This is a genomic window from Halomonas sp. DQ26W, from assembly GCF_003339685.1.
Taxonomy (GTDB): domain Bacteria; phylum Pseudomonadota; class Gammaproteobacteria; order Pseudomonadales; family Halomonadaceae; genus Halomonas.
In genome coordinates this window covers 167171-182201 of record NZ_QPKI01000001.1, presented here as the reverse complement: position 1 = coordinate 182201, position 15031 = coordinate 167171, and the positions used below count along the sequence as shown (strand labels likewise).

Annotated in this window: 15 protein-coding genes; 10 read left to right on the top strand and 5 right to left on the bottom strand. The window is 63.5% G+C overall.

Features of this window, described 5'->3' with window-relative positions; all coding sequences use genetic code 11:
* Window positions 1–62: 62 nt before the first annotated feature.
* From slmA to coaBC, 5 genes are all read right to left on the bottom strand, one after another.
* Window positions 63–674 carry a nucleoid occlusion factor SlmA gene (slmA, locus tag DU490_RS00810; RefSeq protein ID WP_114572440.1) on the bottom strand — a complete coding sequence of 204 codons (612 nt, stop codon included), beginning with the start codon at window positions 672–674 and terminating at the stop codon, window positions 63–65.
* Window positions 675–750: 76 nt separating this feature from the next.
* Window positions 751–1671: an acetylglutamate kinase gene (gene argB / locus DU490_RS00805; RefSeq protein WP_114572439.1), complete on the bottom strand. Its 921-nt coding sequence runs from the start codon at window positions 1669–1671 to the stop codon at window positions 751–753.
* Window positions 1672–1702: 31 nt separating this feature from the next.
* Window positions 1703–3088: a phosphomannomutase/phosphoglucomutase gene (locus tag DU490_RS00800; protein WP_114572438.1), complete on the bottom strand. Its 1386-nt coding sequence runs from the start codon at window positions 3086–3088 to the stop codon at window positions 1703–1705.
* A 118-nt stretch (window positions 3089–3206) separates the two neighbouring features.
* A complete protein-coding gene (gene dut / locus DU490_RS00795; RefSeq protein WP_114572437.1) occupies window positions 3207–3701 on the bottom strand; it encodes a dUTP diphosphatase in 495 nt (164 codons plus the stop codon).
* Window positions 3702–3747: 46 nt separating this feature from the next.
* Window positions 3748–5073, bottom strand: coding sequence for a bifunctional phosphopantothenoylcysteine decarboxylase/phosphopantothenate--cysteine ligase CoaBC (coaBC, locus tag DU490_RS00790; protein WP_114572436.1), 1326 nt, complete (start codon window positions 5071–5073; stop codon window positions 3748–3750).
* Between the two features lie 129 nt (window positions 5074–5202).
* Between coaBC and radC the strand changes: the two genes are divergently transcribed.
* From radC to DU490_RS00740, 10 genes are all read left to right on the top strand, one after another.
* Window positions 5203–5877 (top strand): RadC family protein, encoded by a 675-nt coding sequence (radC, locus tag DU490_RS00785; RefSeq protein ID WP_114572435.1) that lies wholly within the window; start codon window positions 5203–5205, stop codon window positions 5875–5877.
* 647 nt (window positions 5878–6524) lie between these two features.
* On the top strand, window positions 6525–6761 hold the full coding sequence (gene rpmB / locus DU490_RS00780) for a 50S ribosomal protein L28 (protein ID WP_066451038.1): 237 nt from the start codon (window positions 6525–6527) through the stop codon (window positions 6759–6761).
* Window positions 6762–6788: 27 nt separating this feature from the next.
* Window positions 6789–6944, top strand: coding sequence for a 50S ribosomal protein L33 (gene rpmG / locus DU490_RS00775; RefSeq protein ID WP_021819788.1), 156 nt, complete (start codon window positions 6789–6791; stop codon window positions 6942–6944).
* Window positions 6945–7157: 213 nt separating this feature from the next.
* A complete protein-coding gene (mutM, locus tag DU490_RS00770; RefSeq protein WP_114572434.1) occupies window positions 7158–8009 on the top strand; it encodes a bifunctional DNA-formamidopyrimidine glycosylase/DNA-(apurinic or apyrimidinic site) lyase in 852 nt (283 codons plus the stop codon).
* Window positions 8010–8091: 82 nt separating this feature from the next.
* On the top strand, window positions 8092–9294 hold the full coding sequence (locus DU490_RS00765) for a class I SAM-dependent rRNA methyltransferase (RefSeq protein WP_309485725.1): 1203 nt from the start codon (window positions 8092–8094) through the stop codon (window positions 9292–9294).
* Window positions 9295–9301: 7 nt separating this feature from the next.
* Complete coding sequence (locus DU490_RS00760; RefSeq protein WP_114572433.1) at window positions 9302–9634, top strand: putative signal transducing protein; 333 nt, start codon at window positions 9302–9304, stop codon at window positions 9632–9634.
* A gap of 6 nt (window positions 9635–9640) precedes the next feature.
* Window positions 9641–10093 (top strand): thioesterase family protein, encoded by a 453-nt coding sequence (locus DU490_RS00755; protein ID WP_114572432.1) that lies wholly within the window; start codon window positions 9641–9643, stop codon window positions 10091–10093.
* Between the two features lie 167 nt (window positions 10094–10260).
* Complete coding sequence (gene ald / locus DU490_RS00750) at window positions 10261–11373, top strand: alanine dehydrogenase (protein ID WP_114572431.1); 1113 nt, start codon at window positions 10261–10263, stop codon at window positions 11371–11373.
* A 517-nt stretch (window positions 11374–11890) separates the two neighbouring features.
* A complete protein-coding gene (gene trpS / locus DU490_RS00745) occupies window positions 11891–12916 on the top strand; it encodes a tryptophan--tRNA ligase (protein WP_114572430.1) in 1026 nt (341 codons plus the stop codon).
* 353 nt (window positions 12917–13269) lie between these two features.
* Window positions 13270–14949, top strand: a complete 1680-nt coding sequence (locus tag DU490_RS00740; RefSeq protein WP_114572429.1) for an NAD-dependent malic enzyme — start codon at window positions 13270–13272, stop codon at window positions 14947–14949.
* Window positions 14950–15031: the final 82 nt, after the last annotated feature.

Here is a 15031-nt window from a genome sequence, read left to right as displayed (position 1 = left end):
GACGTCGAAGCCCCGGTCACTGACCGGGGCTTCGCGCATCTGGGCTGCGTGGGGGGGTGGCGTCAGGCGCTCTGTCGAGCCTGGCGCATCAGCTGCGCCGAGAGCAGGGCCCACTGGTCCTCCCAGTGTTCGGTGGGCAGGCGCCGGAAGTCGCTGCGGACATACTGGGAGATGCGCCCCTCCACCTGGGCGATCAGCAGGTTGGCCGTCGCCGACACCGGAAGGGTGGGGCGACAGCCTTCGCGCAGCTCGGACTCTCGCAGCACCTGCTTGAGCTGGGTCTCCAGGCGCTCGAAGAGCTGGTGAATGCGCAGGCGCAGCCGGGCGGTCTCGCCGGTCAGCACGTCGCCGCCGAGCAGCCGCGACAGCCCCGGGTTCTTCTCGGCGAAGGCGAGCAGCAGGGTGAGGATCTGGCCGCAACGCGGCACGGCGTCGGGGACTTCCTCGAGAATGCGGGTAATGCGTTCGAACAGCGTCTCTTCGATAAAGGCGATGAGCCCCTCGAACATACGCGCCTTGCTCGGAAAGTGGCGGTAGAGCGCCGCCTCGGACACGCCCACCTGGCGCGCCAGCGCCGCAATGGTGATGCGCTTGCCACTGTCTTCCTCCAGCATCAGCGCGAGTGCCTGCAGAATCTGCTCGCGGCGGCTGGGTGGGGGAGTTGCCTGCGTCATGTCGGTATCTTTTTTTGGTTGTATTGCGGTACTGAAGGCGTGTCCGCCACGGCACGGTGCCGCGCGGACATCGCGTTCAGCCGGCGTCGTTGCCGTGGCGTTCGGTGTCGGTGATCAGGGTGCCGACACCGGCATTGGTGAATATCTCCAGTAGCGTGGCGTGGGGTACACGACCATCGATGATATGGGCGCTCGCCACGCCACCCTTGACCGCATCCAGGGCGCAGCGAATCTTCGGCAGCATGCCGCCATGGATGGTGCCGTCGGCGATTAGTGCGTCTACCTGAACGGTGGTTAGGCCGGTGAGGACTTCGCCTTCGGCATTCATTAGCCCGGCGACGTTGGTCAGCAGCATCAGCTTCTCGGCGCCCAGTGCCTCGGCGACCTTGCCGGCCACCAGGTCAGCGTTGATGTTGTAGCTGTGTCCTTCGGCATCGACGCCGATGGGAGCGATCACCGGGATGAAGTCGCGCTCGGCGAGCATCTCGATCAGGTCGGTGGAGATATGCTCGACTTCGCCTACATGGCCGATATCAATGATCTCGGGAGCGGTCATCTCGGGAGTCTGGTGCTCCACCTTGAGCTTGCGGGCCCGGATCTGGGAGCCATCCTTGCCGGTCAGGCCGATTGCCTTGCCGCCGCACTGATTGATCAGGTTGACGATGCCCTTGTTGACCAGGCCGCCCAGCACCATCTCCACCACGTCCATGGTCTCGGAATCGGTGACCCGCATGCCATTGACGAACCGTGACTCGATCTTCAGCTTGGTCAGCAGATCGCCGATCTGCGGGCCGCCGCCGTGGACCACCACCGGATTGATGCCGACCTCCTTCATCAACACGATGTTGCGGGCGAAGGAGTCGATCAGGGTGTCCTCGGTCATGGCGTTGCCGCCGTACTTGACGACAACGGTCTTGCCGGTAAAACGCTGGATGTAGGGAAGTGCTTCGGAAAGCACTTCCACTACCAGTCGCGGGTCACGAGTCGTTTCGGTCATGGTCCTTCCTTAAATGAACGAAGCGCTACCTTCAGCTCGGCAGCGTCAGCGCCGGGTCGACCTGCCTGAGGGCGTCGGCGAAGCGATTGCGAATGCGTTCGAGCGCCGCGTCGCTCTTTCCCTCGAAGCGCAGGACCAGCACCGGCGTGGTATTGGAGGCACGGCAGAGGCCCCAGCCATCGGTGTAATCGACACGAATGCCGTCCAGGGTGGTCTTGACGCCATCGTCGCCGAAGTCACCTTCGCGGGCCAGCTTCTCCACCAGATCGAACTTGGTTTCGTCGGTCACCTGGATGTTGATCTCCGGCGTGCCGATATCCTGGGGATAGCGCGCGAAGAAGGCGTCGGCGTCCTGATCCTGCTTGGAGAGGATTTCCAGCAGCCGGGCAGCACCGTACATGCCGTCGTCGAAGCCGTACCAGCGCTCCTGGAAGAAGATGTGTCCGCTCATCTCGCCGGCCAGCAGGGCGCCCGTCTCCTTCATGCGCGCCTTGATCAGCGAATGGCCGGTGCGCCACATCTCCGGCTCGCCCCCGGCATCGTCGATGACTCGAGCTAGATTTCCGGTGCACTTGACGTCGAAGATTACCTTGGCGCCCGGGTTGCGCGAGAGCATGTCCTCGGCGAAGGCCATCATCAGGTGGTCGGGATAGATCAGCTGACCGGTGGGTGTGACCACGCCGAGTCGGTCACCGTCGCCATCGAAGGCCAGGCCGATATCGGCACTGCTTGCCTTCACCTCGCGGATCAGGTCCTGGAGATTCTCGAGCTTGCCCGGGTCCGGGTGGTGGTTGGGGAAGGTGCCGTCGATCTCGGCGAACAGGGGGATGGTATCGGCGCCGAGCTGTTCGATCAGCTTCGGACCCAGCTCGCCGGCCACGCCGTTGCCGCAGTCCACCACTGCCTTGATCGGACGCGCGAGCTTGATATCACCGAGAATGCGCTCCAGGTAGGCTTCGCGCAGGTCATCCTGGCTCACACTGCCTTCGCCATCGGTTAGGTCGCCGGACTCGATGCGCCGATAGAGTGCGGTGATCGCCTCGCCTGAGAGGGTCTCGCCGCCCAGCACGATCTTGAAGCCGTTGTAGTCAGGCGGGTTGTGGCTACCAGTAACCATGACGCCCGATGCGGTACCTTCGAGCACATGGGTGGCATAGTAGAGAACCGGTGTGGGCACCATGCCGATATCGATGACGTTGCGGCCGGCAGCGGTCAGGCCACGGGTCAGCGCCTCGCACAGCCGGGGGCCGGAAAGGCGCCCGTCCCGCGCCACCACCACGCTGGATTCATCGCGGGCGGCGGCCTCTGAGCCGATGGCACGGCCGATCAGCTCGACGGTCTCCTCGGTCAGGGTGTCATCGACGATGCCGCGAATGTCGTAGGCGCGAAAAATCGATGCGGGTACGGTCTGATTCATAACTGGGCTCATGTCGATTCCTTGGCAATCAATGATGAATGAATGTGAATGCCCAGGTTGCGATCCGTTGCCGTCCGCTCCCGATCCCTGGGTAATGCCGACATGCGTGGCCCGAACGTCAGTGACGTCCCGAACTGCCGAAACCGCCTTCTCCGCGAAGGCTGGTCTCGAAACTGTCGACCACCTGCAGCTCGGCCTGGATCACCGGCACCAGTACATATTGGGCCAGGCGCTCGAATGGCTCCAGTACGAAGGTCGTGCTGCCGCGATTCCAGGTCGAGATCATCAGCTCGCCCTGGTAGTCGGAGTCGATCAGCCCCACCAGGTTGCCGAGTACGATGCCGTGCTTGTGACCCAGCCCGGAGCGCGGCAGGATCATGCCGGCGAGATTGGGGTCGCCGATGTGAATGGCGAGACCGGTGCGCACCAGTTCGCACTGGCCGGGTTCGAGGGTCAGCGGCGCATCGAGCAGCGCACGCAGGTCCATGCCCGCGGAGCCCAGTGTGGCGTAGCGGGGCATGTAGTCGTGCAGGCGCTCGTCGAGCAGCTTGACCGCAAGCCTGGGCCTGTCGGTCGGTGGGGTGACGGGCGGTGTGGGCTGAGTCTCGGGCATGGTGGTTCCGTTGTGTGCGGCTACATTCGGTTTGCGATTGTCGCGCTCAGTGCGTCGGGCCGTCGGGCAGGCAGCTCAGGGCCCGCCACAGGATGGCGTCGGCCAGCCGTGTCTTGGCCTGGGGCGGCAGGCTTTCGCCGCCTTCGCCTACGCCATCCCGCCACAGCAGCAGGACGGCATTGTCATCGGCACCGAAGCCGAGGCCTTCGGCAGAGACATCATTGGCGACGATCATGTCCAGTTGCTTGCGCGTCAGCTTGTCCCGGGCGTAGGCCTCCAGGTCGCGGGTCTCGGCGGCGAAGCCCACCACGAAGGGGCGGCGGCTGGCCGGATCTCGCTTGAGGGCGACATCGGCAATGATATCCGGATTCTTGATCAGCTTCAGCGTCAGGCCGTCCTCGCCTTCCTGCTTCTTGATCTTGTGCTCGGCGACCGCATCGACGCGGTAGTCGGCCACTGCGGCACAGCCGATGAAGATGTCGCATGCGGCGACCAGGCCCCGACAGGCTTCCTGCATCTCCAGCGCCGTCTCCACGTCGATACGCTCGACCCCCTCGGGTGTTGTCTGGGTCACCGGGCCGCTCACCAGGGTGACCCGGGCGCCCAGTCGAGCGGCGGAAGCGGCCAGGGCATAGCCCATCTTGCCGGAACTGTGGTTGGAGAGGTAGCGCACGGGGTCCAGCGGCTCGCGGGTGGGGCCGGCGGTAATCACGATATGCAGGCCCTGGGCGTCGGTTGCCGGCCTGGGCGTGGCTTCGGGCGCAATGGAGGTCGCAGCTTCGGGCGTAATGGAGGGCGCGGCTTCGGGCGCCATAGGCAGAGACAGCAGCGTACCGAGAATCGCCTCCGGCTCCAGCATGCGCCCCGGGCCCACGTCGCCGCAGGCTTGGTCGCCGCTGTCGGGCCCCAGCAGGCGCCAGCCATCCTGCTGCAGGCGTTCGGCGTTGCGCTGGGTGGCCACGTGGTGCCACATGGCCTGGTTCATGGCCGGCGCCATGACCTTCTTGGCCTCGCTGGCCAGGCACAGGGTCGTAAGCAAGTCGTCCGCCATGCCCGCGGCCAGACGCGCCATCAGGTCGGCGGTGGCCGGGGCAATGAGCACGATATCCGCCCAGCGAGCGAGTTCGATATGGCCCATGCCGGCCTCGGCTTCGGGGTCCAGCAGCGAGGTGCGTACCGGTTGCCCGGTCAGCGCCTGAAGCGTCAACGGGGTGATGAAGGCCTGTGCTCCATCGGTCATGACTACGCGCACCTCGCAGCCTGCCTGCTTGAGCAGGCGGGCGAGCTGGGCGCTCTTGTAGGCGGCGATGCCGGCGCTGATACCGAGCAGGATGCGTCGGCCGGCCAGCCTGTTGCCCGAAAGCGTTGACATGGCTGCTTCCTGAACTGAAATCCGACCGTCTACCATACCATCGAGAAGGGTTCGACGCAGCCTGGGTAATCTTTTGTGTTGTGTCTATAATGCCTTGTTATCAAGGATACATGACGGGGGAGGGCAGGGATGTCGATTCGTGACTGGCCCGAGGGTGAGCGCCCGCGGGAGAAACTGCTGGCGCTGGGCGCCGAGGCGCTGTCGGATGCCGAACTGCTGGCCATCTTCCTGAGGGTGGGCGTGGCAGGTCGCTCGGCCGTTGACCTGGCCCGCGACCTGCTCATGGCGTTTGGCGGTTTGCGCCAACTGCTGGAGGCCGGCCAGTCGCGCTTCTGCGCTGAGCGGGGGCTGGGTATGGCCAAGTTTGTACAGCTGCAGGCGACCCTGGAGCTCTCCAAGCGGCACCTGGCCAGCCAACTGGCACGCGGCGACGCCCTGACCTCACCTAGCTTGGTGCGAGCCTATCTGTCCGCGCAGCTGCGCCACCTGGGTCACGAGGAGTTCGCGGCGCTTTTCCTCGACACCCAGCACCGGGTCATCCACTTCGAGTCGTTGTTTCGCGGCACCCTCGACAGCGCCTCGGTCTATCCTCGAGAGGTGGCGCGACGTGCTCTGGAGCTCGGCGCTGGTGCCATCATCTTCGCTCACAACCATCCTTCCGGCGTGGCCGAGCCCAGCGATGCCGATCGCCGCATCACTCATCGTCTGCGCGAAGCGCTGGGGCTGTTCGAGATCCGGGTGCTGGATCACTTCGTGGTTGGCGACGGTGAAGTGGTCTCCTTCGCAGAAAGAGGGTGGCTTTAACTCTTCCTGATTACGACTCAGCAGGCGCCTGGTGGAGGCCGCCGCGTTGGCGGTGATCGTTGGCGTCGGCAACACCGCCGGGAGGCCTGCGGCCTCCAGTCGTGAGCTGAAGCTTCCTCCTACAGCGGCGTGGCAACGTTGGTGGAGAAAGCCGCTGTTGGAGCGCTCGGTTCGGCGCTCCGACTCCGCATCGCGACTGGCGCCGATAGGCGCCTCGGCGGAGGCTGAAAGGTTGGTTGTTGTCGCGAATACCGGCAACACCGCCGGGAGGCTTGCGCCTCCAGTCGTGAGCTGAAGCTTCCTCCTACATCGGCGTGGCAACGTTGGTGGAGAAAGTCGCTAAGGGAGGTCGATTTATAACGTCTTGACCATCCGAGCTCTTTCAGTGTGGCTCAAGATTGGCCCGATGGCTGATCGAGGTGGGTAACTCTTTGTCGCCGGCAAAGCCCCAGGGCATGAAAGCTTGCGGGAGTAGGGGGCAGGGAGTGTAGAATACGCGGCTGCTATTGCCTGACGGGGTGTACTCTGCTATAAAGTGCAGCCTTTGAATTCCCTTGGGTCAAATGACAACGGGCTCGTTCCCGGTTTGCCCGACAGGTTTTGAACACTCAGGTGGAAATCACCTGGCCAAGCGGTTGGAGGCTCCCATGTCCAAAGTATGTCAGGTTACCGGCAAGCGCCCGGTGACTGGTAACAACGTTTCACACTCCCAGCGCAAGACCCGTCGTCGCTTCTTGCCGAACCTGCACTCACACCGCTTCTGGGTGGAGTCAGAGAATCGCTTCGTGAAGCTGCGCGTCTCTTCCAAGGGTATGCGTATCATCGACAAGAAAGGTATCGACGCTGTGCTCGTCGATCTGCGCAAGCGCGGCGAAGCCGTCTAAGCGATACAGTCCAGGGGGAGAGCAGTCATGCGTGACAAGATCAGAATGGTGTCCAGTGCCGGTACCGGCCACTTCTACACCACCGACAAGAACAAGCGGAACACGCCGGACAAGCTGGAAATGAAGAAATTCGATCCGGTCGTCCGCAAGCACGTGATGTACAAGGAAGCCAAGATCAAGTAAACCTTGGTCGTCTTCCGCAGGTGTTCAAACCTGTTCTCCTGAACCCGGCTCATGCCGGGTTCAGGCGTTAGTGAAGCACTGCGCAGTTGGCTGCACGGGTGAATCGCTGCGAGCGCCTTGCGCTTCATCCCGTTCGCCAATCTGCGCAGCGTTTCTCAATGTGAGCAGTGTTGGTTTATAGAGCCACTGTGTGACTGCTGGACGAGCGTCGACATGCCCGAGCTTCCCGAAGTCGAGACAACCCGCCGCGGTATCGCCCCTCATGTAGAGGGCCGCGAGATCGTGGAGGTGGTCGTGCGTCAGGGACGGCTGCGCGTGCCGGTCCCCGGCGACTTCGTCGAGCGCCTGGTCGGCGCTCGCATCGGCCCCCTGGCTCGCCGCGCCAAGTATCTTCTGATACCGCTGCGGGCCGCCGAGGGCGGTAAACTCGGCGAGGTCTCATCGAGCGCGACCCTGCTCTGGCACCTGGGCATGTCGGGCAGCCTGCGCATCGCACGGCTGGGCGAGTTGCCAAGGAAGCATGACCATATCGACCTGGTCGTCGATGGTGGGGTTATCCTGCGTTATCACGATCCGCGTCGCTTCGGTTTCGTCGACTGGCTCGTTGGCGGGGTCGAGTGCGACCCGCGCCTGGTTCGCCTGGGCCCCGAGCCGCTATCCGAGACCTTTGACGGGGAGCGGCTCTATCGTTTGTCCCGCGGCCGACGCTTGGCGGTGAAGCCCTTTCTGATGGACAACGCCGTAGTGGTGGGGGTGGGTAATATCTACGCGGCCGAAGCCCTCTTTCTTGCCGGTATCGACCCGCGCCGTGCCGCCGGGCGGATTTCGCTCGAGCGCTATGAGCGGCTGGTGGCGGCAATTCGCGAGGTGCTGGCGGCGGCGATTACCCAGGGCGGCACCACCCTGCGTGATTTCGTCAGCGGCACCGGCGAGCCCGGTTATTTCAAGCAGCGGTTAAACGTCTACGGTCGCCACGGCCAGGCCTGCCGACGCTGCGGTGGCGAACTGCGCCTGGTGAACCTTGGGCAGCGCGCCAGTGTTTTCTGTATCGAGTGTCAGCACTGATCGACGGCCACCGTCGACCAGTGCTCAATTTTCTGAACTTCCGGGCGCTGCCAGGCATCGCCCGCACTTGCCGAGAAGCCTGATGACGACCAACGTGACCCAGAACCTGCGCCTGAAGAAGAACGCCGACCGCCGCCTGAAGGCAGGTCACCTTTGGCTCTATTCCAATGAGATCGACATCGAGACAACGCCGCTGAAAGGCATGGAGCCGGGCGCCCAGGTGGTTGTCGAAGCCGCCAACGGCAAGGCGATGGGAGTGGCCTACGTCAACCCCAACTCGCTGATCAGCGCTCGGGTCGTCTCTCGTGACCCCGCCATGCGACTCGACCGCTCGTTACTCGTACATCGTTTCAACCAGGCGCTGGCGCTGCGCGAGCGGCTCTACGACAAGCCCTTCTACCGGCTGATACATGGCGAGGGCGACCTGCTGCCTGGGCTGGTCATCGACCGCTTCGACGACGTCCTGGTGGTTCAGCTCAACACTCTTGGTATGGAGCGGCTCGGTGAAGAAGTCATCGCCGCGCTGGACAAGGTGCTCTCTCCGCGGGTCATCGTGTTCAAGAACGACTCCTCGGGCCGTCGCCAGGAGCAGCTGGAACGTCAAGTCGAAGTGGTCAAGGGCGAACTCTCCGGCCCGGTGTTGATGGAGGAGAACGGGGTACGTTTCCAGGTGCCGGTACTCGACGGCCAAAAGACCGGCTGGTTCTATGACCACCGCGCCAACCGCGCCTGGCTCAATGGCCTGGTGGCCGGCAAGAGGGTACTCGACGTGTTCAGCTATATAGGCGGCTGGGGTGTGCAGGCGGCGGCGAATGGGGCCAGCGAAGTCCTCTGCATCGACAGCTCCGCGCAGGCGCTGGAGAACGTCGCCGAAAACGCAGCTCTCAACGGTCTGCACGAGCAGGTGGCAGTGGGCGAGGGCGACGCCTTCGAGGCCCTGGCCGCGCTCAAGGCGGATGGCGAGCAGTTCGACGTCGTCGTCATCGATCCGCCGGCCTTTATCCGCAAGCGCAAGGATATTCCCAACGGCGAGCGGGCCTACGCCAAGCTCAATCGAGAGGCGATGCGTCTGCTGGGCCGCGATGGCCTGCTGCTCTCGGCCTCCTGCTCCATGCACCTGGCGCCCGAGCGGCTGATGGAAGTCGTTCGGGGTGCGGTTCGTCATCAGGATCGTCATGGCCAGGTCGTTTTCCAGGGCCATCAGGGGTCCGATCACCCGGTACACCCGGCGATTCCGGAGACCGCTTACCTCAAGGCGCTGGGTGTCCGCGTCTTCCGCGACTAGGTGTTCCATGAGCCCTGAGTACGTCCGCGTCTTCGCCCACTCCAATGCGCTGCTGGTCAGCCACGTTCGCAACGTGCTGGCTGCGGCCGATATCCCGGTGGAGCTGCGCAACATGACTCTCGGTGGCGGCGCAGGTGAGCTGCCGCTGGGGGAGTGCGAGCCGGAGGTCTGGGTGGCGCCCCATAACCGAAAGCGTGCCGAGGACTTGATCCACCAGGCCATGACAGGTGGGGACGAAGTCCCCGACTGGACCTGTCCCCGCTGCGGCGAAGCGCTGGCGGGGGTGTTCGATACCTGCTGGCGCTGCGGCGCAGCGAGAGAATTAAACAGTCAAGGATAGCGCTGCATGGATAGCACCAAGTCTCAGGAGTGGGATCTTCCCGAACCTTTCGTCATCGATCTCGAGGTGGGCGCCTCGGCTATCGATGAGTACGGCCACGCCAACAATGCAGAGTATCTGCGCTGGGTTGAACAGGTGAGCTGGGGCCATTCCGAGCGGCTGGGGCTGAATCTGTCCCGCTATCGAGAACTGGATCGCGCCATGGCCGTTCACCGCCACGAGCTCGACTACCTGGCCCCTGCCTTCGAGGGGGAGCGCCTGCGCATGGCCACCTGGATCGTCGGCTGTGATGGCCGCCTGACGCTGACTCGCCGCTTCCAGCTCTTACGTCCGGCCGACGGCCGTACCTTGCTGCGGGCACGCACCCGCTTTGCCTGCATCGAGCTTTCCAGCGGAAGGCCACGGCGGCTGCCCGAGGAGTACGTGAAAGTCTATGGCGGCGTGCTCGTTGCCGAGTGACAACGATTTTTTTTGTCATTTCACGCTTCAAAAAAAGAATTTTCTGCATTAGCTCCAATCTGCATGGATTTTTTTATTCTTGAGCGTTGGCACTTCGTGTATGGACTGTTTGTGCTGTAATGGTGCTCCCAAGACCCTAACAAGACAGCATTAATCTGGAGATGCCCATGAAGATCGCCGTGCCGAAGGAAATCAAGAACCATGAATATCGCGTCGCCTTGACTCCCACGGGTGCCCGGGAACTGGTGACGCGGGGGCACTCGGTCACTGTTCAAGTCAGTGCCGGTGAAGGCGCTGGCTTCTCGGATGCCGACTACCAGGCAGCGGGCGCCAGTCTCGAAGCGAATGTGGACGCCCTGTGGAGCGGTGCTGAGCTGATTCTCAAGGTCAAGGAGCCTCAGGCCGAGGAGGTGGCGCGGCTGATACGTGGCCAGACGCTGTTCACCTACCTGCACCTGGCTGCCGAAGAGACGCTGACGCACAGCCTGATGACTAGCGGTGCCACCTGCATTGCCTACGAGACCATCACCGATCGCGAAGGCGGCCTGCCGCTGCTGGCACCGATGAGCACGGTGGCGGGGCGCATGGCTGTCCAGGCTGGCGCACACAGCCTGGAGAAGGCCCAGGGCGGTGCCGGCGTATTGTTGCCCGGTGTGCCCGGCGTGGCACCCGGGAAGGTGGCGGTGATCGGTGGCGGGGTGGTGGGCGAGAATGCCGCACGCATGGCCTTGGGCCTGGGCGCTGAGGTGACCGTGCTCGACAAGTCGATTGCGCGTCTCGAAGTCCTTGATGATCGCTACCAGGGTCGTATGAAGACCGTCTTTTCCACCGCCGATGCTATCGACGAGGCGGTGCGAGAGAGTGACCTGATCGTCGGCGCCGTGCTGATTCCCGGTGCTGCTGCGCCCAAGCTGATCACCCGTGCGATGCTCACCGACATGAAGCCCGGTAGCGTGCTGGTGGATGTGGCCATCGATCAGGGCGGCTGCTTCGAGACCAGCCGTGCGACGACCCATGCCGAGCCGACCTATATCGTCGATGGCATCGTCCACTACTGCGTGGCCAATATGCCGGGGGCGGTGGCCCAGACCTCCACGCTGGCACTGACCAACGCCACCATGCCTTTCGTCATTGCCCTGGCCGACAAGGGCTGGCAGCAGGCGCTCGCCGACGATTCTCACTTCCTGCCGGGGCTCAATGTCCACGATGGCCAGGTCACCTACCGGGCCGTGGCTGAGGCCTTTGGCCTGGATAGTGTCGATCCCGCGCGGCTGGTGTAACAAATCTCTGCGCGAGCGAATCGCTGCGTTGCGCGGTGCCGAAGCGTCGGACCGTCGGAATCCTCACATATACCCCATATGCTCCGGTTGACTCGAAGCCTTCGGCTTCTCGCTCCTTCGGAGCCATCCTGCGGATGTTTGTCGCTTCGCTCGGTACTGTGCTCCGTGCGCGTTGCGACCCACAGGGATGTGGGAAGTGCGTTGGTTCGTCGGGAATGAACCTAGCCGCTTCATCTCGCTCGCCAATTTTTTCAGCGCTTCCCAAATTGCTTGCGCCTAGACATTCCACTTTGGCGAGCGGCGCCGGGGATAGGCCGTAGTGGAGGTCCGATGCCATGGATGGCATCGGTAGCGCCCAGGGATGGGTTTACAGCGCCTCCACGACGGTCCGGCGCCCCGGGGCCTGTCGCCGGGAAAGCCGCGGTGGACTTACCGCCCCATGCCCGCCTGGCCGGTCGCCTTGTCCGCCCCCTCGCGTTACCATAGCGGGCATTTCCGCTAGCAGAGTCCGCTTTCCATGAGTGCAGCTTCCCAGAAGACACGCGTTCTCACCGGCATCACCACCACCGGTACCCCCCACCTGGGCAATTACGTCGGGGCCATCAAGCCCGCCATCGCCGCGAGCCAGGACCCTACCGTCCAGTCCTACTACTTCCTCGCCGACCTGCATGCGCTGATCAAGTGCCAGGATCCCAAACGCGTGCAGGAGTCGCGCCTGGAAATTGCTGCCACCTGGCTGGCGCTGGGTCTGGATACCGACACCGCCATCTTTTATCGCCAGTCGGATATCCCCGAGATCCCAGAGTTGACCTGGATGCTCTCCTGCGTCTGCGCCAAGGGCCTGATGAACCGCGCCCACGCCTACAAGGCGTCGGTGGCAGAGAACGAGGCCGCTGGCAATCAGGACCCGGACAAGGGCATCACCATGGGCCTGTTCGGCTATCCGGTGCTGATGGCTGCCGATATCCTGATGTTCAACTCGCACAAGGTGCCGGTGGGTCGCGATCAGATCCAACACATCGAGATGGCCCGGGATATCGCCGGGCGTTTCAACCACCTCTACAAGGGCGACTACTTCACCCAGCCCGAGGCGGTGGTGGACGACAACGTGGCGACGCTGAACGGCCTGGATGGGCGCAAGATGTCCAAAAGCTATAACAACACCATTCCGCTCTTCGTCGCCGAGAAGAAGCTGCTCAAGCTGGTGCGCAAGATCAAGACCAACTCGCTGGAGCCGGGTGAGCCCAAGGATCCGGCCACCTGCACCTTGTTCCAGATCTACTCGGCCTTCGCCAGCCGCGAAGCGACGTCGGCGATGCGCGCCGAGTACCAGGCCGGTATCGGCTGGGGCGATGCCAAGAGCCGTTTGTTCGAGATGCTCAACGAACAGCTGCGCGAACCCCGTGAGCGCTATCTGGCGCTGATGGAGGATCCGGGGCATATTGAGGCCGTGCTGCAGAAGGGTGCCGAGCGGGCGCGTGCCGAGGCGGCTCCCTTCATGGATCGCTTGCGTCATGCCGCGGGGCTGGGCCGCTTTGTTTGAGCCGAGTCTTGCATGCTCGACAGGGCGCCTCTGGGCGCCCTGTCGCGTTCTGTGACTAGCTGGCGGACTTCCGCCGGGCTTCCAAGCTTCAGGAGTGAATAGAGAGGGGAGGTTGAATGGCCACTGCAATGGATGCGAAGCGACCACTCCAGAGATCCCTTAAGCTTGCTGCGCTACTGATGAGCGGGGCGCTATTGGTAGGGACGAGCTACTTTAGCGGTGGGCCGAGCCAGCCTGCACGGGTAAAGGGAAGCTGAGCCGGGCCCCGTTGGCGGCCGAGCATGATAAAGTTGGGGCCAAGGCGCCGTTAGAGCGCCTACGGCACGGATTCCAGTCAACGCATCGAGATCACAATGACCACCGAAACCAAACGCCCACTTTACATTCCCTATTCCGGCCCTTCGTTGCTCGAGATGCCGCTGCTCAACAAGGGCAGTGCCTTTTCCCGCGAGGAGCGGCTTGAGTTCAACCTGATCGGTCTGCTGCCTCAGAACGTGGAGACCATCGAAGAGCAGGCCGAGCGGGCCTATCTGCAATACCGGCAGTGTCACAGCGACCTGGATCGACATATTCACCTGCGTGCCATCCAGGACGACAACGAGACCCTCTACTATCGATTGGTCACCGAGCATCTCGAGGAGATGTTGCCGATCATCTACACCCCCACGGTGGGGCAGGCCTGTGAAGAGTTCTCCAATATTTATCGTAACCACCGCGGCCTCTTTATCTCCTACCCGGACCGGGAACGGATGGACGACATCCTGCGTAGCGCCACCAAGGACAGGGTCAAGGTCATCGTCGTGACCGACGGAGAACGGATCCTGGGCCTCGGCGACCAAGGTATCGGCGGCATGGGAATCCCCATCGGCAAGCTGGCACTCTATACCGCCTGCGGTGGCATCAGCCCCGCTTATACACTGCCGATCATGCTCGATGTGGGCACCAATAATCAGGCGCTGCTGGACGACCCCATGTACATGGGTTGGCGGCATCCGCGCATCTCCCAGGAGGAGTACGACGCCTTCATCGAGTCGTTCATCGATGCGGTGAAGCGTCGCTGGCCCCACGTATTGCTTCAGTTCGAGGACTTCGCCCAGGCCAATGCCGTCCCGCTGCTGGAGCGCTATCGCAATGAGCTGTGCTGCTTCAACGATGACGTCCAGGGCACTGCCTCGGTCTGTGTCGGCACCCTGATGGCAGCCTGTCAGGCGCGTGGTGAGACCATGGCCGAGCAACGAGTGGTCTTCGTCGGTGCCGGCTCGGCAGGCTGCGGCATTGCCGAGCAGGTCGTGGTGGCGATGCAGGTGGAAGGCCTTTCCGAGCAAACGGCGCGCAGTCGCGTGTTCATGGTGGACCGGGAAGGGCTGGTCACCAGCGACCAGAGCTGGCTGCGCGATTTTCAGCGCCGCCTGGCCCATGATCCCGCCATGACCGAGGGCTGGGACGGACAGGCGCTGGCCGAAGTCGCCCGGCAGGTAAAACCCACCGTCATGATCGGTGTCTGCGGCCAGAAGGGCATCTTTACCGAAGAGGTCGTACGCGCCATGCATGCAGGCTGCGAGCGGCCGCTGATCATGCCGCTCTCCAACCCTACCTCACGCGCTGAAGCGACCCCCTGGGATGTGCTCAATTGGACCGATGGACAGGCTTTGGTGGCCACCGGCAGCCCCTTCCAGCCGGTGGTCTACGACGGCGAGACCTATCCCATTGCTCAGTGCAACAACGCCTATATCTTTCCCGGCATCGGCTTGGGCGTCGTGGCCAGCGGTGCCAGGCGCGTCACCGATGCCATGCTGATGGCCGCTTCCCGGGCGCTTGCCCGCGAAGCACCGCTGGTCAAGGAGGGCGAAGGCGCCCTGCTACCGGCGCTCTCGCAGATCCGCGAGCTCTCCAAGGCCATCGCCTTCGACGTCGCTGCCCAGGCCCAGGGCGAAGGCGTCGCGCTCAAGACTGACGGCATCAAGCTGCGTCAGGCTATCGAGCGCAACAGCTGGGCGCCGCAGTACAGGCGTTACCGCCGCCGCTCGTTCTGAGCCGCACTCCACGCCGCTGAGCCACGCCGAACATCGGCGTGGCCTTTTCTGGTTTCCTTTCGGCTTACGTGTTGCGTTGACT

Bases quoted from the DNA above. Each gene is read 5' to 3' on its own strand.
- DU490_RS00740 (WP_114572429.1), top strand. From the start codon at position 13,270: ATGACCACCGAAACCAAACGCCCACTTTACATTCCCTATTCCGGCCCT.
- argB (WP_114572439.1), bottom strand. From the start codon at position 1,671: ATGACCGAAACGACTCGTGACCCGCGACTGGTAGTGGAAGTGCTTTCC.
- rpmB (WP_066451038.1), top strand. From the start codon at position 6,525: ATGTCCAAAGTATGTCAGGTTACCGGCAAGCGCCCGGTGACTGGTAAC.
- slmA (WP_114572440.1), bottom strand. From the start codon at position 674: ATGACGCAGGCAACTCCCCCACCCAGCCGCCGCGAGCAGATTCTGCAG.
- DU490_RS00800 (WP_114572438.1), bottom strand. From the start codon at position 3,088: ATGAATCAGACCGTACCCGCATCGATTTTTCGCGCCTACGACATTCGC.
- mutM (WP_114572434.1), top strand. From the start codon at position 7,158: ATGCCCGAGCTTCCCGAAGTCGAGACAACCCGCCGCGGTATCGCCCCT.
- coaBC (WP_114572436.1), bottom strand. From the start codon at position 5,073: ATGTCAACGCTTTCGGGCAACAGGCTGGCCGGCCGACGCATCCTGCTC.
- trpS (WP_114572430.1), top strand. From the start codon at position 11,891: ATGAGTGCAGCTTCCCAGAAGACACGCGTTCTCACCGGCATCACCACC.
- ald (WP_114572431.1), top strand. From the start codon at position 10,261: ATGAAGATCGCCGTGCCGAAGGAAATCAAGAACCATGAATATCGCGTC.
- radC (WP_114572435.1), top strand. From the start codon at position 5,203: ATGTCGATTCGTGACTGGCCCGAGGGTGAGCGCCCGCGGGAGAAACTG.
- DU490_RS00765 (WP_309485725.1), top strand. From the start codon at position 8,092: ATGACGACCAACGTGACCCAGAACCTGCGCCTGAAGAAGAACGCCGAC.
- DU490_RS00755 (WP_114572432.1), top strand. From the start codon at position 9,641: ATGGATAGCACCAAGTCTCAGGAGTGGGATCTTCCCGAACCTTTCGTC.
- dut (WP_114572437.1), bottom strand. From the start codon at position 3,701: ATGCCCGAGACTCAGCCCACACCGCCCGTCACCCCACCGACCGACAGG.
- DU490_RS00760 (WP_114572433.1), top strand. From the start codon at position 9,302: ATGAGCCCTGAGTACGTCCGCGTCTTCGCCCACTCCAATGCGCTGCTG.
- rpmG (WP_021819788.1), top strand. From the start codon at position 6,789: ATGCGTGACAAGATCAGAATGGTGTCCAGTGCCGGTACCGGCCACTTC.